The sequence below is a fragment of the Amycolatopsis sp. NPDC048633 genome (assembly GCF_040650695.1).
Classification (GTDB): Bacteria; Actinomycetota; Actinomycetes; order Mycobacteriales; family Pseudonocardiaceae; genus Amycolatopsis.
The window spans coordinates 66,410-83,232 of sequence record NZ_JBEZHS010000028.1 but is presented as its reverse complement, the minus strand read 5'-3'; the positions used below and the strand labels follow the sequence as shown (position 1 = coordinate 83,232).

Here is a 16,823-nt window from a genome sequence, read left to right as displayed (position 1 = left end):
GGGACCCTGATTGTGCCGCCTAGCGGCCGCCGCGTAGGATAAGCGTTAGCGCAGTGGGTTCGCGCTGCCTTCCGCTCAGCTTCTGGTCGGGCTCGGGTCGCGCACCGTTTGCGGGTCATGCCGCGGTCGTTCACTGGTGGACGTTTGCTCGCAGGGTCGTCGCATGCCGTAGCACCCCATCGCGCCGACAACTGCCAACCCTCGATTCCCATCCACCGGAGCAACCCGCCTAATGACCATCGACACCGCCACCGCCCCGACCGCCCCGAACGCGGCCCCGCAGGTCGCCATCAACGACATCGGGTCGGAGGAAGATTTCCTCGCGGCTATCGACAAGACGATCAAGTACTTCAACGATGGTGACATCGTCGAAGGCACGATCGTCAAGGTCGACCGCGACGAGGTCCTGCTCGACATCGGCTACAAGACCGAGGGCGTCATCCCCTCGCGTGAGCTGTCCATCAAGCACGATGTCGACCCGGCTGAGGTTGTCACCGTCGGCGATGAGGTCGAAGCCCTCGTTCTCCAGAAGGAGGACAAGGAAGGCCGTCTGATCCTGTCCAAGAAGCGCGCGCAGTACGAGCGCGCCTGGGGCACGATCGAGGAGCTCAAGGAGAAGGACGAGCCCGTCAAGGGCACCGTCATCGAGGTCGTCAAGGGCGGCCTCATCCTGGACATCGGCCTGCGCGGCTTCCTCCCCGCGTCCCTGGTCGAGATGCGCCGCGTCCGCGACCTGCAGCCGTACGTCGGCCGCGAGCTCGAGGCGAAGATCATCGAGCTGGACAAGAACCGCAACAACGTGGTCCTGTCCCGCCGTGCCTACCTCGAGCAGACTCAGTCCGAGGTGCGCAGCGAGTTCCTCAACGCGCTCGCCAAGGGCCAGGTCCGCAAGGGCGTCGTGTCGTCCATCGTCAACTTCGGTGCCTTCGTGGACCTGGGTGGCGTCGACGGCCTGGTGCACGTTTCCGAGCTGTCCTGGAAGCACATCGACCACCCGTCCGAGGTCGTCGAGGTCGGCCAGGAGGTCACGGTCGAGGTCCTGGACGTCGACATGGACCGCGAGCGCGTCTCGCTGTCGCTGAAGGCGACCCAGGAAGACCCGTGGCGCCAGTTCGCCCGCACCCACGCGATCGGCCAGATCGTGCCGGGCAAGGTCACCAAGCTGGTTCCGTTCGGTGCGTTCGTGCGCGTCGAAGAGGGCATCGAGGGTCTGGTCCACATCTCGGAGCTGGCCGAGCGCCACGTCGAGATCCCGGAGCAGGTCGTCCAGGTCAACGGCGACGTCATGGTCAAGGTCATCGACATCGACCTCGAGCGTCGTCGCATCTCGCTGTCGCTGAAGCAGGCGAACGAGGGTGTCACGCCGGACACCGAGTTCGACCCGGCCCAGTACGGCATGGCCGCCGAGTACGACACCGAGGGGAACTACATCTACCCCGAGGGCTTCGACCCGGACACCCAGGAGTGGCAGGACGGCTTCGACAAGCAGCGTGAGGAGTGGGAGCGCCAGTACGCCGAGGCGCACACTCGTTACGAGGCCCACATGAAGCAGGTCGTCAAGGCCGTCGAGGCCGACGCGGAAGCCGCGGCGGACGCGGCGACCGGCATCGAGGGTGGCGCGGAAAGCTACACCTCGGGCTCGGCCCCGGCCGACACGAAGAGCACCGGTGGCACCCTCGCCTCCGACGAGCAGCTCGCGGCTCTCCGCGAGAAGCTCTCCGGCGGTGCGTGAGCACTAGCGCTCTGAGCTGACAGCGAACCCCCGGTCCCCAGCGGATCGGGGGTTCGCTGCGTTCCCGGCCCGCCCCGGCCGGTTCGCTGCCGCCGGGCCCAAGCGCCCCAATGTGGCCTTCGGTGCGTTGAACGCACCGAAGGGCCCCTTGGGTGCGTTGGACGCAACCAAGGCCACATTGGGGCGCTGGCCGGCGGAACCTCGGTCCGGCTCAGGGGTTGCGCAGGCCCAGGCCGGTGATGATCGCGACGACGCCGCGGCGGTAGATCTGCTCGTTCGCCTCTTCGGTCGGCGGGATGAACCAGTCCGGCAGCGGCCTCCGCGAAGCCATCAGCAGCTCCGCCCCGACCAGGCCGTGCATCGCCGTCCACAGCTGGTACGCCGCCTCGCGGGCGTCCACTCCCGGTGGGCACACCCGCTGGACCCGCGCGGTGAACAGGGAGAACGTCGTCCGCAGGACCGCTGACCGCAACGCCGGGTCGGGGTCGAACCCCGGCACCGGGCGCTCGAACATCAGCGCGTAGCGGACCGGGCTCTCCCGGGCGAACAGCCGGTACTCGCGCGCCAGGTACAGCAGGTCGGCGATGCCGTCCGGGCTCGCCGGCGGCAGGCCCTCCAGCAGCTCCCGCAGCGAGTCGAACGTGCGCTCGTACAGCGCGTCGAGCAGGCCCGCGCGGCCGCCGAAGCGCGCGTACACCGAGATCGTCGACGCGCCGGCCGCCTCGGCCACGCCGCGCACCGTCAGCCCCGTGACACCGCGGTCGAACAGCACCGCCAGCGCCGCGTCCAGGAAGCGTTCGCGGTTGCCCTGCTCGGCGGGGCGCATCGACAGATGCCTGGTGGCCACGGCGCACCCCCTTCGCGCACAACGACGCCCGCAGCAGAAGATACGATATCCGGCGCGTCTTGGGAATGCGCCGGATGTCCGGATCTGCGGGGTTCCCGTCCGGCGGACGCATGTCCGGGCAGCTCGCGGGCGGGCATCGTCGGCGTCATGACCATCGACGTCCCCGACACCGCCCTCGCCCGTGAAGCCACCGAGTACGTCCGCGACACCGTGGGCCCGCTCCTGTACGACCATTCCGCGCGCGTCTACCAGTTCGGCGCGCTCCAGGGCCGGCGCCGCGGCCTCGGCTTCGACCCCGAGCTGCTCTACGTGGCCGCGCTGTTCCACGACCTCGGGCTCGTCGAAGGCCACCGCACCGACCGGCGCTTCGAGCTCGACGGCGCCGACGAGGTCCGGCGCTTCCTGCTCGGCCACGACGTGGACCCCGAGAAGGCCCGGATCGCCTGGACGGCCATCGCGCTGCACACCACCCCGGGCATCCCCGAGCACATGGAACCCGAGGTCGCGCTGGTGACGGCCGGGGTCGAGTACGACGTCCTGGGCATCGGCTACCACGACCTCCCCGCCGAGGCCCGGGCCGCGGTCGTGGCCGCGCACCCGCGGCCGGACTTCAAGCGGCGCATCCTCGCGGCGTTCACCGACGGCATCCGTGACCGGCCCGACACGACTTTCGGGAACGTCAAAGCCGATGTCCTGGCCCGGTTCGTGCCAGGCTTCGAGCGGACGGACTTCGTCACCACGATCTTGGCATCACCCTGGGAGGACTGACGCGGATGGAGCACCCCGAGCCCGGCACGGTCGTCGTCACCGCGAGCGGCGACGGCACCTACACGCAGCAGGTCACGACGGCGACCCACGAGCTGCTCGTCGACGAACCGGTCGCGGTCGGGGGCGCCGACGCCGGCCCGAACCCGTACGAGCTGCTGCTCGCGTCGCTGGGTTCGTGCACGGCGATCACGCTGCGGATGTACGCGAACCGCAAGGGCATCCCGCTGACCCGGGCGACGATCCGGCTCCGCCACGACCGCATCCACGCCGAGGACTGCGAAAGGTGCGAGACCGAGCACGGGATGCTGAGCCGGATCACGCGGGAGATCGAGCTGGACGGCGAGCTGGACGACGACCAGCGTGCCAAGCTCATGCTGATCGCCGACAAGTGTCCGGTGCACCGGACACTGTCCGCGGAGATCTCGATCGAGACGAGCGAAGCCGGTCGCTGAGGCGAGGGCGCCGGCGAGGCCGAGCGGAGTGCGTCAGGCGGCCTGGGCGGTCGCCGGCCGGATCGTCACGGTGCCCACCGCCGGAACCCAGATGCGCTCGAGCGCCGCGGCGCGCGCCTTGCGGCGGAGTCCGGCGAAGCTGTGCTTGGCCGGGACGAGCAGGGCGCTGAGCCAGGTCCGGCGGTAGTCCGCCAGCGCGTCGGCCACCGTGTGGTGCAGAAGGCAGTGCACCAGCCCCGGCTTGCCGAGCCGGTGCCTCCCGACGTGCTTGCTGTCCGCCATCGTTCCTCCGTGTGGGCGACCCTGTCGCGCGCACGGTACGCAGTTGGCCCGGCGTAGGTGGGTAAGCAACCCGGCGTGTCCGGATATCGGTTGAGTCACGCGTCACGATCGGCTTGCGGATCACCCGTTCGTGTGCAGTGGTCAGGCCGTCAGGCGACCCGAGGCCCTGACCTCGCTCTTCAGGCACGTCGTGGTGAACGGGATCCACTCGCTCCGCACCGCGTACAGCGTGCGGGACGGCTGGACGTGGACCCGGTAGACACCGGACAGGCAGCGGGCGGCCGGCTCGGCCGGCTTCGCCGTCGTGACCTCGGGCACCGCCACGGCGAGCCCGCCCACCCCCAGCAGCACGACCGCCGCCCGGCTGATCCTCGTCATCTCCATGGTCCCTCCCCTGACCCGGCGGGCCGGTGACCCGCTGCCAGTCGCATCGGTAAACGATTACCCGCGTTACGGGGTGAGCCGCTGTGTCCCACGAATGGGCGCACCACCCGGTACCCCAGGTGGCTTGGCTAGGGTGATCGGCATGTTGCGCGTGGGGCTGACCGGTGGCATCGGGGCCGGCAAGTCGACCGTGGCGAACCGGCTCGCCGAGCACGGCGCCGTCCTGATCGACTCCGACCGGATCGCCCGCGAGGTGGTCGAGCCCGGGACCGCGGGGCTCGCCCGGCTCGTCGAGGAGTTCGGCGAGGAGATCCTGGCCGCCGGCGGTTCGCTCGACCGGCCCGCGCTCGCCGCGAAGGCGTTCGCCGACGACGAGTCGCGCCGCCGGCTGAACGCGATCGTGCACCCGCTGGTCGGGGCCCGCACCGGGGAGCTGATGGCTGCCGCCGCTCCGGACGCCGTCGTCGTCCACGACATCCCGCTGCTGGTCGAAGGCGGCCTCGCGACCGCGTACCACCTGGTCGTGGTCGTCGACGCGCCGGTCGAGGTGCGGGTCCGGCGCCTGGTGACGGCGCGGGGGATGGCCGAGGAGGACGCGCGGGCCCGGATCCGCGCGCAGGCGAGCGACGAGCAGCGCCGCGCCGTGGCGGACGTCTGGCTGGACAACGGCGGTGCCGAAGACGCCGTGCTCGCCGACGTCGACGCGCTGTGGGCCGACCGGCTCGTGCCGTTCGAGGCGAACATCCGGCTGCGCCGGCCGCGGCCGCCGGTGTCCCCGAAGATCGCCGAGTACGACCTCACCTGGCCCGCGCAGGCCGAGCGGGTGCTCGCCCGGGTCCGCGCCGCGGCCGGGCAGCTGGCCCGCCGCGCCGACCACATCGGCTCCACCGCCGTGCCCGGCCTGCCCGCCAAGGACGTCCTCGACTTCCAGCTGACCGTGGCCACTTCGGACGACGCCGACACGCTGCGGGAGCTGCTGTCCGACGCCGGGTTCCCGCGGCTGGAGGGCGACTGGGTCGACGACGCCCAGGACGGCACCGGGACGTGGCCCAAGCGCCTGCACGTCGGCGCCGACCCGAAGCGCCCGGTGAACCTGCACGTCCGGTCCGAAGAGACGCCCGCGTGGCGGCTCGCGCTGCTGTTCCGCGACTACCTGCGCGCGAGCCCGGAGGAGCGCGACGACTACCGCGACGTCAAGCTGCGGCTGGCCGGCGCGCACGCCGAGGACGGCAACGTCGCGGCCTACGCGGACGAGAAGCAGGAGTTCGTCAACGGCGTGTTCGCCCGCGCGGAGAAGTGGGCCGCGACCACCGGCTGGAAACTCTAGGAGCCCAGCAGCCCGCGCTCGAACGCGACCGCGACGGCCGCCGCGCGGTCCTTCACGCCGAGCTTCGCGTAGGTGTGGATCAAGTGCGTCTTGACCGTCGCTTCGCTGATGAATAGCTTCTTGGCCGCTTCCTTGTTCGTCGAGCCGCGGGCGACCAGGGTGAGCACCTCGAGCTCGCGCTGGGACAGCGTTTCCCGCACCGGCTCGCGCATCCGGCCCATCAGCCGGCTGGCGACCGCGGGGGAGAGCACCGCCTCCCCGCGGGCGGCGGCCTCCACGGCGCGGAAGAGGTCCTCGCGCGGGGCGTCCTTGAGCAGGTAGCCGGTCGCGCCGGCCTCGATGGCGGGCAGGACGTCGGAGTCGGTGTCGTAGGTCGTGAGCACCAGTACCCGCGCCGGGTTGCCCAGCCGGGCCAGCTCGGTGATCGCTGCGACGCCGTCGGTGCCCGGCATCCGCAGGTCCATCAGCACGACGTCGGGACGCAGCCGTTCGGCGAGCGTGACGGCTTCGGTGCCGTTCGCCGCCTCGCCGACGACCTCGAAGCCGCGGCCGGTGAACATGCCGCGCAGCCCGTCGCGGACGATCGGGTGGTCGTCGGCGATGAGCACGGTGATCGTCATGCGGAGACCTCCGGCGGGTACTGGACGGCGGGCAGGACGGCCGAGATCGCGGTGCCGCCGCCGGGTTCGGACTCGACGTGCAGCGTACCGGCGAGCCGCTCGACGCGCCGCCGCATCCCGGGCAGCCCGAAGCCGGGTCCGGGCCCCGGGGTGAAGCCGGCGCCGTCGTCGCGGACGTCCAGGGTCGCCTCGTCGTCCATGTAGGACAGCGTGATCCCGACGCGTCCCGCCGCGGCGTGCTTGTCCACATTGGACAGGGCTTCCTGGGTGACCCGCAGGACGGTCGACTCGATCTCGGGGTGCAGCGGCCGCGGGTCACCGGTGGCGGTGAACGCGGCGGGTACGCCGGTCCGCGCGCTCCACCGCGCCGCGACGTCGGTGAGCGCCTCGGGCAGCGTCGCGGTGTCCAAGGGCTCCGGGTGCAGGGCGTGCACCGAACGACGGGCGGCGGTGAGGTTCTCCCGCGCCAGCGCGATCGCGGAGTCCAGGTGCCGCTGCCGTTCCGCGGGCTCGTCCGTGGCCTGCGCGGCGGCTTCGAGCTGGGTGATGATGCCGGTGAAGCCCTGCGCCAGGGTGTCGTGGATCTCCTGGGCGAGCCGTTGCCGCTCGTCGAGGGTCCCGGCTTCGCGGGCCTGGCTGAGCAGCTGCCGTTGCAGGCCTTCGTTTTCCGCGTGCGCCGCGGCGAGGTCGTCGAGCATCCGCCGGCGGTCCTCGCTTTGCCGGGCGACGGCGGCCGCGATCGCGGCGCCCCCGCCGATGGCCGTCGTCTGCACCAGGACCAGCGTGATCCAGATGCCCGGCCGCTCGCGCAGAGCCTGCACAGGGCCGCCGTTGCCGACGGTGTTGATCAGCAGCGACGTCGCCGCCAGCCCGATGAGCGCGAGCCACATCGGCCGCAACCTCAGCGCGGCGAGAAAAGCGAAGATGGTGAAGATGAGGAAGGTGGGATCCCGGGTCTGCAGCTCGGAGGCCACCGCCAGGGCGCCGCCGAACGTCAGCAGCGTGGCCGCCGGGTGCTCGCGCAGCCGCGGCGGTGCCAGCGTCACGGTGGTGAGCAGCCACAGGACCGCCACGCCGACCAGCGGCGCGGTCGAGGCCCACCAGCCCAGGTCGTGCCCGCCGATCGCCGCGCTGAGGACCGTCGCGAGGGCCAGCAGGAGGAAAGACAGGTACTGTTCGACCCACTTGAGGCACGGCTGCCAGGCACCGGTCGCCGTCCCCGAGAGGGGCGGCCACATCGACCGGTTCCAGTCGACCTTGAGGCTCACGCGCTCATGTCCTTGAGCCGAGGCCAGATCGCCGCCCAGCTCGCGGTCCGGCCGGTGAGCTGCCAGACCGGCATGTGCTCGCTCGCGTTGGCGACGCCGAGCCGGTTGCCGACCTGCCCGACGATGTGCGTGTCCCCGAAGTACTTCGCGAGCTTCGACGGGTCGTAGCCGACGAAGAGCACGGTGTCGGCGTCGTCGGCGGGCCGGCCGAAGTACCAGAAACCCCGGCTCGGGCTGTAAGCCCCGGGCAGGCCGTGCTCGGGCCCGTACCGGTCGAGCGCTCCGGCCTGCCAGTAGCCACCGGTGACGACGGCCGTGTCCGGCGGGGCGGTCCGGTACAGCGCGGCGACGTCGCCGGCGAGGTCCGGCCAGCCGATCTCTTCGGCCGCGTAGGCGGGCCGCGGTGCGCCGGGGTGGTCGGCCAGCCAGTGCGCCGGCCAGAGCGGCAGCGTGAACGGCAGGCTGAACAGCGCCGACAGCACGAAGACCGGCCAAGTCGGCACCCACCTCCACCACAGCGCGGGCTCGCGTCCTTCCAAGTGCACCGCGGCCGCGGCCCACAGCACGCCGAACATCCCGGCGGCGTAGTAGTACCGCCCGTTGGCGATCAGGAAGACCGCGACGACGCCCAGCGCCGTCCAGCCGAGGAACCGGTACGACCGCAGCTGTTTGCTCCCGAGCAGCACGGCGACGCCGTAGAGGACACCGAGCGCGCCGATCACCCAGCCGGCGCCGGCCAGGAGGTCCGGGACGAAGCTCTCGCGGCCGCCCGCCGCGTCGACCTCCGCGCCGACCGCGTCGCCCATGCCGAGCTGTGGCCAGCCGTTCGCGCGCTGCCACAGCAAAGTCGGCACCAGCGAGGCGGCGGCGATCAGCGCGCCCGGCCAGAGTTTCGGGCGGCGAAGCAGCTCCCGCGGTCCGAACACGGCCACCGCGAGCCCGGCCACCACCCAGAACGCGCCGATGAGCAGCTTGTCGTTGAGCGCCACGGCCGTCACGACGCCGAGCCACACCAGGAGTGAGTCGCTCCGGGTGCGGACCCAGCGGACCAGCAGCCACAGCACGAGCGTCCAGAGCAGCGGGTCGATCGTCGAGGTCGCCAGGTAGTGGCCGCTGCCGACGAACTGCCCGCAGATCGCGTACGCCGCCGCGGCGCGCGCCTGCGCCTTGCGCCGCCCGCCGAGCTCACGCGCGATCAGCGCGGTGACGACCACTCCGGCGGTCGTCGCGGCGATCGCGGGCAGCCGGAACACCACCAGCGAGCCGGGCGCGACGGTGTTCATGGCCCAGGCCAGGAACGGGACGAGCGGCGGCTGGTCGGCGTAGCCCCACGCCAGGTGCTTCCCGGCGGCGAGGAAGTAGAGCTCGTCACCGAAGTAGCCGTAGCGGCCGGCGGTGAGCAGGAGGACGGTGGCCGTGCCGAGCGCGAGCAGCGCGACCGGCAGCCGGGCGAACGGGGCGAGCCCGGCTTTCACCTGGCCTGGGGCCGTGGCTACGGCGTCCATCGTGCTCCTTGTCCTGGGTCGGCGCCGGTCCTTCCCGCACCCTACGGGGGGCCACCCGGCGCCACCGTGCGGATGGTGACGCCGGGCACGTGCCTCATGTGTGGGTGTTCACCAGCTTCGGCCACAGCGTCGACCACGGCTCGGCCCGGCCGGTCGCCAGCCACAGCGGCACGCCGTCGAAGTGGCTCGGCTTCGCGGCACCGGTGTCCACCGCGCCGATCGGCCGTACGTCGGCGAAGTGCCCGGCCAGCGACCGGGGGTCGGCGCCGACGAACAGGACGTCCGTCGCGCCTTCGGACGGCACCACGAGGGTCGCGTATCCCCGGTTCCCGCTGGCCGGCTCGGGCAGGCCGAGGTCGCGGCCGAAGCGGTCGAGCGCACTGGCTTGCCAGTACGTCTCGGTCAGCACCGCCGTGCGGTCCCGGCCGGGCAGCCGGGCGAACGCGCCGGCGACCGACCGGGTGCCCTCCGGCCAGCCGATCTCGGCGAAGGCGAACGTCGGCGCCGGCACCGACGGGTGCTCGGTCAGCCAGGCCCGCGGCCAGATCGGCAACGCGATCGGCAGCACCAGGACCACCGCGAGCGCGTAGGCGGGCCAGGTCGCGATCCACCGCCACCAGCGCGCCGGCTCCCGGCGCTCGAGCGCGACCGCGGCCACCGCCCAGCAGAGCGGGTACATCCCGGCGACGTAGTAGAACCGGCCGTTCACCGCCAGGAACACGACCGTCAGTGCCAGCGTCGTCCAGCCGAGGAAGCGCAGCTCGCGGCTGCGCAGCAACCGCCACAAGCCGTAGCACAGCAGGACGGCACCCACCGGGAGCCCGGCGGTGACCAGGGCCGTCGGCAGGAACGTCAGCCGGCCGCCCCAGGTCCCGCCGACCTCGTGGGAGATCGCCGCGCCCATGCCCAGCTGCGGCCAGCCGTGCGTGGCCTGCCAGGCGAGCGTCGGCACCAGCGCCACCACGGCGATCCCCGCGCCGAGCCACAACGCGGGCCGGCGCAGGAGTTCGCGGGGACCGCAGACGACGAGCGCGATCCCGGCGGCGAGCCAGAACCCGCCGATGAGGAACTTCGCGTAGAGCGCGACCGCCGTCACGACGCCGGCCCAGACGAGCAGGCCGTCGGCGCGGGTGCGCAGCCACCGGACGAGCAGCCACAGCAGCAGCGTCCACAGGAACGGGTCCACTGTGGACGTCGCGAGGTAGTGCCCGCCGGCCAGGAAGTTCGTCGCCACGGCGAAAGTCGCGGCGGCCAGTGTCTGGGCCTTGGCGCCGCCGCCGAGCTCCCGGGCGATCAGCGCGGTGAGCACGACGCCGCCGAGCATCGCCAGCATCGCGGGGATCCGCAGGACGAACGGCGACTGCCCCAGCTCGTCCATGATCCTGGCGAGCAAGGGAAGCAGCGGCGGCTGGTCGACGTACCCCCAGGCCAGGTGCCGTCCCGCGGCCAGGAAGTAGAGCTCGTCACCGAAGTAGCCGTACCGGTTCGCCGTCAGCAGCAACGGGATCGCCATCAGCGTCGTGACGATCACCACTCCGGTGACGGCGACCGGGGCGATCGGCCGGACCCGGGCCGGGGCGGGCGCGGTCGTCACTCCCATCGGAACACCTTCACCGCGATCGTGGTGCAGACGACGGCGAACGCCGCCATCGCGCCGAGCTGCAGCAGCTCCGGGGCGTCGCCGGCCCACGTGGCGCGCAGTGCGTTGAGCGTGGCCCCGAGCGGCAGGACGTCGGCGACGTGCTGCAGGAAGACCGGCAGCTGCTCCTTCGGCACCCAGACCCCGCCGAGCGCCAGCATCGGGAAGAACAGCGCGCTGCCGATGCCGCTCGCCGCGCGGCCGGTCGGGGCGAGGGCCGCCACCAGCAGGCCGACGGAGAACAGCGCCAGCGCGCCGAGCACGATCGACAGCAGGAAGCCGCCCGGGTTGCCCGGCAAGGGAATGCCGAGCACGAGCCCGCCGACGCCCGCGATGAGCAGGACCACGACGACCGCGGCCGCCAGGTTGACCAGCAGCTGCGCGGCCAGCAGCCGGCTCGGCGGCACCGGGCTCGCCGAAAGCCGCTTCAACAGGCCCTTTTCGCGGTAGGTGGCCATCGCGTTCGGGAACAGCGTGAGCGCCAGCATGGCCAGCAGGATCGTGACGGCCATCGGCGCGATCACCGTGGCCAGTGCGCTGTGGCCGCCGTACTTCGGGTCCGGCTGGTTCGCGCCGGGCATCAGCCCGAACACCAGCAGCAGCGCGAGCGGGATGCCGATGACGACGGCCGGGGCGCCCGGGTCGCGCAGGAACACCTTGGCCTCGGCGGTGGTCAGCTTGGTCAGGACGGACATGGTTCCCCCTTCATTCCGGCCGGTGGCCGGTGAGCGCGACGAAGGCGTCGTCGAGGCCGGCCTGCTCGACGCGCAGGTCCCCGGCGATCACCCCGAGCCGGGCGAGCAGCGACGTCACCGCGTGGAGCACGTTCCCGCCGCCGCTGACTACGAGGCGCTCGCCCTGCCGTTCGGCCTTCCGGACCTCCGGCAGCGCCTCGAACACACCGGGGTCCAGCGGCGCCGACGGCCGGAACCGCACGACCTGCTCGTCGGACACCCGGGCGACCAGCCCGGCGGGCGAGTCGACCGCGACGACGCGGCCGGCGTCGATCAGGGCGATCCGGTCGCAGAGGCGTTCCGCTTCGGCCATGAAGTGCGTGACCAGCAGGATCGTCACGCCCTGGGCGCGCACGGCCTCGATGAGGTCCCACGTGTCGCGGCGGGCCTGCGGGTCGAGGCCGGTGGTGAGCTCGTCGAGCACCGCCAGCTCCGGGCTCCCGATCAGCGCCAGCGCGATGGAGAGCCGCTGCTGCTGGCCGCCGGAGAGCTTCTTGTACGCGGTGTCGCGGTGCTCGGTGAGCCCGAGCGTGGCGAGCAGCCGCTCCGGATCGGCGGGTGCCCGGTAGAAGCCGGCGTAGAGGTCGAGCAGCTCGCCGACCCGCAGCTTGTCCTGCAGCCGGCCCTCCTGGAGCTGGACGCCGACGCGCTGGCGCAGCTCCGCCCGGTCGCGGCGCGGGTCGAGGCCCAGCACCGAAAGCCGGCCGCCGTCGGGCGTCCGGAGGCCCTCCAGGCACTCGACGGTCGTGGTCTTGCCCGCGCCGTTCGGGCCCAGGATCCCGAAGATCTCGCCGCGCTCGACGGTGAACGACACGTCGTCGACCGCGACCTTGTCCCCGTACCGTTTGCGGAGGTGCTCGACTTCGATGACCGGCATGGCGCCGTCCCCCTTCGATCCGTTTTCCCTGGATCGAGAATCCCGCGCCGGCCCGGTCCGGGGCGTCATCAGAACGGTCCGCATCGCATCCTCCGTTCGGAGGATGCGCGGCCGGTCAGGAGCTGCGCCGGCCCTCGCGCCGGTGGGACGCGAGCACGATCAGGAAGGTGAGCACGATTCCCCCGGCGATGACGAACACCGCCGTCCTGATCCCGCCGCCGGTCGCCACCCGCAGCGCGTCGCCGTCGAGGTCCCGGGCCCGGGCGTTGGCGATCAGGACCAGCACCGCGAGCCCGGCCGCCGCACCGATGCCGGAACCGGTCGTGACGATCCCGGAGGCGACGCCTTGCTGCGGGCCGGGCACCCGCGTCGCCGCGGCGATGTACATGGCCGTGAACACCATCCCGTCACCGGCGCTGACCGCGACCAGGCCGGGCACCAGCGAGGCGTAGGAGCCGTCCGGCGTGAGGGTGAGCCCGAGCAGGCACGCGCCCAGCGCGCCGGCGGCGAGCGCGCCGAGCAGGGTGCGGTGGACGCCGATCCGGGTCACCACCGGCCCGGCCAGCACCGAGCCGGCGACCACCACCGCGGTGGGCAGCAGGAACCCGAGGCCGGTGGCCAGCGCGTCGTAGCCCCACACGTCCTGGAAGTGGAGGGACAGGAAGTACAGGAGCGAGCCGAAGGTGGCCGTGAACATGAACGCGACCACCAAGGCCAGCCGGAGGGTGGAATTGGTCAGCAGGTGACGCGGCACCAGCGGGTCGGCGCTGCGCCGCTCGATCACCGCGAAGGCGCCGAGCAGCAAGGCTCCGGCGACCAGCGCCGCCACGATCCCGGGGGAGGCCCACCCCGCGTCCGGGCCCTGGACCAGCGCGAACGCCAGCAGGGTCACCGCTCCGGTGACGCTCAGCGTGCCGGCCAGGCCGAACCGGCGCCCCGGCTCCCGGAGCCGGTCGGGCCCGATGAGCGCGAACGCCGCGACGAGCGCGACGCCGGCCAGCGGAACGTTGCCGAAGAACACCGCCTGCCAGCCGAAACCCCGCGTGAGCACACCACCCAGCAGCACGCCGACGACCAGGCCGGCGGCGCCGGCTCCGCCCCACACGCTCAGCGCGCGGTTGCGCTCGCGGCCCTCGGCGAAGGTCGTGGTGATGATCGCCAGGGTGCTGGGGAACACCAGTGCCCCGCCCAAGCCCTGGAGCGCGCGGCCGGCGAGCTGGAGCAGCGGCACGGTGGCCAGCCCGCCGACGACCGACGCGATGGCGTAGAGCGCCAGGCCGGTCACCAGCATGCGGCGCCGGCCGAGCAGGTCCGCGGCCCGGCCGCCGAACAGCAGGAACCCGCTGGAGGCGATCGCGTACGTGCTGATCACCGCTTGGAGGGTCTGGGCGGAGTAGCCCAGGTCCCGGCCGATCTCGGGCAGCGCGACCACGACGATGTACTGGTCGAGGGAGACGATCAGCATCGCGAAGGCCAGCAACGCCAACCTCGCACCTGGGTGGTCGCGGCGCGCCACCGATGTCGATTCCGGGTGGGTCAGCATGGGTTCCTCCTGGTCGTCAACCTGAACTGTACGCTTCAGTTCATGTGAACTCAACGGTACAGTTCAGTAGCTTGGTATGCTGCGACGGTGACCGAGACGCGACGGCATACCCCCACCGGCGAGCGCGCCGAGCTCAAGCGCCGGGCGATCGTGGACGCCGCCCGCGAGACGTTCCTCGCCCGCGGCTTCGAAGCCGGCATCGACGTCATCGCCCGGCAGGCCGACGTGTCGAAGGTGACGATCTACAACCACTTCGGCAGCAAGAGCGAGCTGTTCCACGCGGTCATCCACGACGCGCTCAAGGAAGCGCTCCAGCAGTCGACGCTGGCGCTGGAGAAGAGCCTGGCCGAGTCCGACGACATCCGCGAGATCCTCGTGCGGACGGCGAAAGGCTGGGTGGCGGGGATGGCGCAGCCGCAGGTGCTCGCGCTCCGCGCACTCGTCGCCGGCGAGGCGCAGCGGTTTCCCGAGCTCGGCCAGGCGTGGAAGGCCAACGGCCCCGACCTGACCTCCGCCATCCTCGCCGGGGAGTTCCGCAAGCGCATCGACGCCGGCGAGCTCGCCATCCCCGACGTCGACCTGGCCCTGGTGCAGCTCTACGCGCTGGTCCTCTACCCGCACTTCACCCACGCCGCCTACGGCGAACGGATCGGCGAGCAGCGCACCGATGACCTCATCAACCGAGGTGTCGACATGTTCCTGGCGTACTACTCGGTCTAGGGGTGCCGCCGCCAGGTCAGGGCGATGTCCTTGGTGGCCAGCCAGGCGGTGAGGTCGTAGCCGTGCGCGGCCAGCCCTTCCACCGCCGCGTAGGTGGTCTCGAGCGCGTATTGCGCGTCTTCGGCGGTGAGGAGACCGGCGGCGTGGGCCTCGAGGAGCTCGTCGGTGTCGATCACCCGCAGCGACAGCTTGTCCTTGAGCACCAGGTCGACGTAGAGGTCGGTGGCCACCCAGCGTGGGCCGTCGCGGCGGACGCGGACCACGTCGAGGTAGAAGTCCTGGTCGCGTTCGTGGCCGGGGGAGAACCAGAAGTCGGTGAAGCGCAGGCCGAGCCCGGGCACCAGCCACGACTCGAGGTAGTGGAACTGGGCGCGGCCGGGGGCGGGGCGCGCGAGGTACAGGCCGAACGGCTCCTCGCGGTACTCCTCGACCTCCCGGCGGATGCCCTTTGGATCGATGTTCACGCGCTCGGCGGGGTCGAAGAGCTCGACCTTCGGCGGGTGCAGTTCAGCCATGCGGTCATCCTGCCGGGCGGGTCACGAATCGCGAACGTGCGACGCGCGTTCTACTCGTTCGGGCTAAAGTGCGCCGACGATCGGGGGAGCCGAGGGAGCTGGGATGTTCGGGATCATCAGGCCGTGCCGGCATCGGCTGTCCGAAAACCTGCACGCGGACTGGCTCGCGCACCTGTGCGGGCTGTGTCTCACGCTGCGCGACGAACACGGCCAGCTGGCCCGCGTCGTCACGAACTACGACGGGCTGATCATCTCGGCGCTGGTCGAGGCGCAGACTCCGCGCGCCGGCCTGCGCCGGGACGCCGGGCCGTGCCCGCTGCGGGGGATGCGCTCGACGTCGGTGGCGCGGGGCGAGGGTGCCCAGCTCGCCGCCGCGGTGTCGCTGGTGCTGGCCGCGGCGAAGGTGGGCGACCACGTCGAGGACCGCGATGGCGCCTTCGGCCGGCGTCCGGTGGCCATGGCCGCCAGGCGGGTCGCGGCCCGGTGGGCTTCGCAGGGCAGCAGCACCGGCGGCCGGGTCGGGTTCGACACTTCGGTGCTGGTGGAGGCCGTCTCGCGCCAGGGCTCGCTGGAGCGGTCCCTCGGGCTCGGGGACTCGGCGCTCCTCGCGACCGAGCCCGCCGAACTGGCCACCTCCGCGGCTTTCGCGCGGACGGCGGAACTGGCCGGGCGGCCCGGGAACGTGGCGCCGCTGGCGGAGGCGGGCCGGCTGTTCGGGCGGGTGGCGCACCTGCTGGACGCGGTCGAGGACCACGCGGCCGACGCGGCCGTGGGGGCGTGGAACCCGTTGCGGGCCACGGGAACCTCCCTGGACGAGGCACGGCGGTTGTGCGACGACGCGGTGCTCGGCGTGGAGCTCGCGCTGCGGGAGGCCGAGTTCGCGGAGCCGGGGCTGGTGCACGCGTTGCTGGTCCACGAGCTGCGGCAGGCGGTGCGCCGCACCTTCGGGCACGGCTCGGCGCACGTCCACGGCGCCGGCTCGGCGCACGCTCACGGCTCCGGCCTCGGGCAGGGCTTGGCCTCCGGCACTGGCGGGGCGGCCGGAGGCGGTCAGGATTTCGGACCTGGCTCGGCGTTCGCGGCCGGCGACCAGGGGCTGGGCGGCCTTGCTGGGCAGCAGCCTCCCCCGCCCGGGTGGATCGGGCCGGGACCCACGCCGCCGCAGCACCCCCAGCAGCCGCCGCCGGGCTGGATCGGCCGGGGGCCCGCGCCGCAGCAGTACCCGCACCAGCCTCCGGGAGCCGGTGCGCCGCAGGGCTTTCCGCCGCCGGGGCCCGTTCCGCCGCCGGGTGCCCCCGGCGGTCAGGGGCCGGGTGGGCCGGGCGGACCCGGTGGGCCGGGAGGTCCCGGCGGGCCCGGTGATTCGGACGGCCCGGAGCCGCTCGACGGCAAGGGTGGCGGCCTCTGGTACCCGAAGTTCGCCGTCCCGCCGAAGAAGCGCAACTTCTTCCTCGGCTGCGCGATCGCGCCGTACATGTGCTGCACGTGCCAGTTCTGCTGCCGCGATCCCTACCCTGGGCCGTGGAGCGGGAAACCGCACTCGAGCGGGGGCTGCGACTGCGACGGTGGTTGCTGCGACTGCTGTTCCTGCTGTGACTGCAGTTGCTGAA

At 72.4% G+C, this 16,823-nt stretch carries 17 protein-coding genes; 6 read left to right on the top strand and 11 right to left on the bottom strand.

Annotated features, from left to right (window positions below):
* The first annotated feature begins 232 nt into the window (after window positions 1–232).
* A complete protein-coding gene (rpsA, locus tag AB0C38_RS36130) occupies window positions 233–1,732 on the top strand; it encodes a 30S ribosomal protein S1 (protein WP_360682201.1) in 1,500 nt (499 codons plus the stop codon).
* 211 nt (window positions 1,733–1,943) lie between these two features.
* On the opposite strand, the gene AB0C38_RS36125 is transcribed toward rpsA, so the two are convergent.
* A complete protein-coding gene (locus AB0C38_RS36125; protein WP_360682301.1) occupies window positions 1,944–2,558 on the bottom strand; it encodes a WHG domain-containing protein in 615 nt (204 codons plus the stop codon).
* A 168-nt stretch (window positions 2,559–2,726) separates the two neighbouring features.
* Here AB0C38_RS36125 and AB0C38_RS36120 point away from each other — a divergent pair, with 168 nt between their 5' ends.
* Both AB0C38_RS36120 and AB0C38_RS36115 read left to right on the top strand, forming a co-directional pair.
* Window positions 2,727–3,347 (top strand): HD domain-containing protein, encoded by a 621-nt coding sequence (locus tag AB0C38_RS36120; protein ID WP_360682200.1) that lies wholly within the window; start codon window positions 2,727–2,729, stop codon window positions 3,345–3,347.
* A gap of 5 nt (window positions 3,348–3,352) precedes the next feature.
* Window positions 3,353–3,799, top strand: a complete 447-nt coding sequence (locus AB0C38_RS36115; protein WP_360682198.1) for an OsmC family protein — start codon at window positions 3,353–3,355, stop codon at window positions 3,797–3,799.
* A gap of 33 nt (window positions 3,800–3,832) precedes the next feature.
* Here AB0C38_RS36115 and AB0C38_RS36110 read toward each other — a convergent pair whose 3' ends face one another.
* Together AB0C38_RS36110 and AB0C38_RS36105 are read right to left on the bottom strand one after the other, a co-directional pair.
* Window positions 3,833–4,081, bottom strand: coding sequence for a hypothetical protein (locus tag AB0C38_RS36110; protein ID WP_360682196.1), 249 nt, complete (start codon window positions 4,079–4,081; stop codon window positions 3,833–3,835).
* Window positions 4,082–4,222: 141 nt separating this feature from the next.
* Entirely contained in the window at window positions 4,223–4,465 is a 243-nt protein-coding gene (locus AB0C38_RS36105) for a hypothetical protein (RefSeq protein ID WP_360682194.1), read from the bottom strand.
* 142 nt (window positions 4,466–4,607) lie between these two features.
* On the opposite strand from AB0C38_RS36105, the gene coaE reads away from it, so the two are divergent.
* Window positions 4,608–5,792, top strand: a complete 1,185-nt coding sequence (gene coaE / locus AB0C38_RS36100) for a dephospho-CoA kinase (protein WP_360682192.1) — start codon at window positions 4,608–4,610, stop codon at window positions 5,790–5,792.
* Here coaE and AB0C38_RS36095 read toward each other — a convergent pair.
* The 7 genes from AB0C38_RS36095 to AB0C38_RS36065 form a co-directional block, all read right to left on the bottom strand.
* Window positions 5,789–6,412 (bottom strand): response regulator transcription factor, encoded by a 624-nt coding sequence (locus AB0C38_RS36095; RefSeq protein WP_360682190.1) that lies wholly within the window; start codon window positions 6,410–6,412, stop codon window positions 5,789–5,791. The two genes, coaE and AB0C38_RS36095, sit on opposite strands and share 4 nt — an antisense overlap.
* Window positions 6,409–7,680 carry a sensor histidine kinase gene (locus AB0C38_RS36090; RefSeq protein WP_360682188.1) on the bottom strand — a complete coding sequence of 424 codons (1,272 nt, stop codon included), beginning with the start codon at window positions 7,678–7,680 and terminating at the stop codon, window positions 6,409–6,411. The genes AB0C38_RS36095 and AB0C38_RS36090 overlap by 4 nt, the downstream gene beginning before the upstream one ends.
* Window positions 7,677–9,185 (bottom strand): glycosyltransferase family 39 protein, encoded by a 1,509-nt coding sequence (locus AB0C38_RS36085; protein ID WP_360682187.1) that lies wholly within the window; start codon window positions 9,183–9,185, stop codon window positions 7,677–7,679. Before AB0C38_RS36085 ends, AB0C38_RS36090 begins: the two co-directional genes overlap by 4 nt.
* Window positions 9,186–9,279: 94 nt before the next feature.
* Window positions 9,280–10,785, bottom strand: a complete 1,506-nt coding sequence (locus AB0C38_RS36080; protein WP_360682185.1) for a glycosyltransferase family 39 protein — start codon at window positions 10,783–10,785, stop codon at window positions 9,280–9,282.
* Window positions 10,776–11,519, bottom strand: coding sequence for an ABC transporter permease (locus AB0C38_RS36075; RefSeq protein ID WP_360682183.1), 744 nt, complete (start codon window positions 11,517–11,519; stop codon window positions 10,776–10,778). The genes AB0C38_RS36080 and AB0C38_RS36075 overlap by 10 nt, the downstream gene beginning before the upstream one ends.
* A 10-nt stretch (window positions 11,520–11,529) precedes the next feature.
* Window positions 11,530–12,435 carry an ABC transporter ATP-binding protein gene (locus tag AB0C38_RS36070; RefSeq protein WP_360682181.1) on the bottom strand — a complete coding sequence of 302 codons (906 nt, stop codon included), beginning with the start codon at window positions 12,433–12,435 and terminating at the stop codon, window positions 11,530–11,532.
* Window positions 12,436–12,550: 115 nt separating this feature from the next.
* Window positions 12,551–13,978: an MFS transporter gene (locus AB0C38_RS36065; protein WP_360682179.1), complete on the bottom strand. Its 1,428-nt coding sequence runs from the start codon at window positions 13,976–13,978 to the stop codon at window positions 12,551–12,553.
* 87 nt (window positions 13,979–14,065) lie between these two features.
* Here AB0C38_RS36065 and AB0C38_RS36060 point away from each other — a divergent pair, with 87 nt between their 5' ends.
* Window positions 14,066–14,698, top strand: coding sequence for a TetR/AcrR family transcriptional regulator (locus tag AB0C38_RS36060; protein ID WP_360682177.1), 633 nt, complete (start codon window positions 14,066–14,068; stop codon window positions 14,696–14,698).
* Here the strand turns inward: AB0C38_RS36060 and AB0C38_RS36055 are convergent.
* Window positions 14,695–15,213: a DUF402 domain-containing protein gene (locus AB0C38_RS36055; protein ID WP_360682175.1), complete on the bottom strand. Its 519-nt coding sequence runs from the start codon at window positions 15,211–15,213 to the stop codon at window positions 14,695–14,697. The genes AB0C38_RS36060 and AB0C38_RS36055 overlap by 4 nt on opposite strands.
* A gap of 103 nt (window positions 15,214–15,316) precedes the next feature.
* Here AB0C38_RS36055 and AB0C38_RS36050 point away from each other — a divergent pair, with 103 nt between their 5' ends.
* Window positions 15,317–16,822, top strand: a complete 1,506-nt coding sequence (locus AB0C38_RS36050) for a DUF5685 family protein (RefSeq protein WP_360682173.1) — start codon at window positions 15,317–15,319, stop codon at window positions 16,820–16,822.
* The last annotated feature ends 1 nt before the right edge of the window (window position 16,823 follow it).

Coding starts and splice junctions, on each gene's coding strand:
- rpsA (WP_360682201.1), top strand. CDS start 233: ATGACCATCGACACCGCCACCGCCCCGACCGCCCCGAACGCGGCCCCG.
- AB0C38_RS36125 (WP_360682301.1), bottom strand. CDS start 2,558: ATGCGCCCCGCCGAGCAGGGCAACCGCGAACGCTTCCTGGACGCGGCG.
- AB0C38_RS36120 (WP_360682200.1), top strand. CDS start 2,727: ATGACCATCGACGTCCCCGACACCGCCCTCGCCCGTGAAGCCACCGAG.
- AB0C38_RS36115 (WP_360682198.1), top strand. CDS start 3,353: ATGGAGCACCCCGAGCCCGGCACGGTCGTCGTCACCGCGAGCGGCGAC.
- AB0C38_RS36110 (WP_360682196.1), bottom strand. CDS start 4,081: ATGGCGGACAGCAAGCACGTCGGGAGGCACCGGCTCGGCAAGCCGGGG.
- AB0C38_RS36105 (WP_360682194.1), bottom strand. CDS start 4,465: ATGGAGATGACGAGGATCAGCCGGGCGGCGGTCGTGCTGCTGGGGGTG.
- coaE (WP_360682192.1), top strand. CDS start 4,608: ATGTTGCGCGTGGGGCTGACCGGTGGCATCGGGGCCGGCAAGTCGACC.
- AB0C38_RS36095 (WP_360682190.1), bottom strand. CDS start 6,412: ATGACGATCACCGTGCTCATCGCCGACGACCACCCGATCGTCCGCGAC.
- AB0C38_RS36085 (WP_360682187.1), bottom strand. CDS start 9,185: ATGGACGCCGTAGCCACGGCCCCAGGCCAGGTGAAAGCCGGGCTCGCC.
- AB0C38_RS36080 (WP_360682185.1), bottom strand. CDS start 10,785: ATGGGAGTGACGACCGCGCCCGCCCCGGCCCGGGTCCGGCCGATCGCC.
- AB0C38_RS36075 (WP_360682183.1), bottom strand. CDS start 11,519: ATGTCCGTCCTGACCAAGCTGACCACCGCCGAGGCCAAGGTGTTCCTG.
- AB0C38_RS36070 (WP_360682181.1), bottom strand. CDS start 12,435: ATGCCGGTCATCGAAGTCGAGCACCTCCGCAAACGGTACGGGGACAAG.
- AB0C38_RS36065 (WP_360682179.1), bottom strand. CDS start 13,978: ATGCTGACCCACCCGGAATCGACATCGGTGGCGCGCCGCGACCACCCA.
- AB0C38_RS36055 (WP_360682175.1), bottom strand. CDS start 15,213: ATGGCTGAACTGCACCCGCCGAAGGTCGAGCTCTTCGACCCCGCCGAG.
- AB0C38_RS36050 (WP_360682173.1), top strand. CDS start 15,317: ATGTTCGGGATCATCAGGCCGTGCCGGCATCGGCTGTCCGAAAACCTG.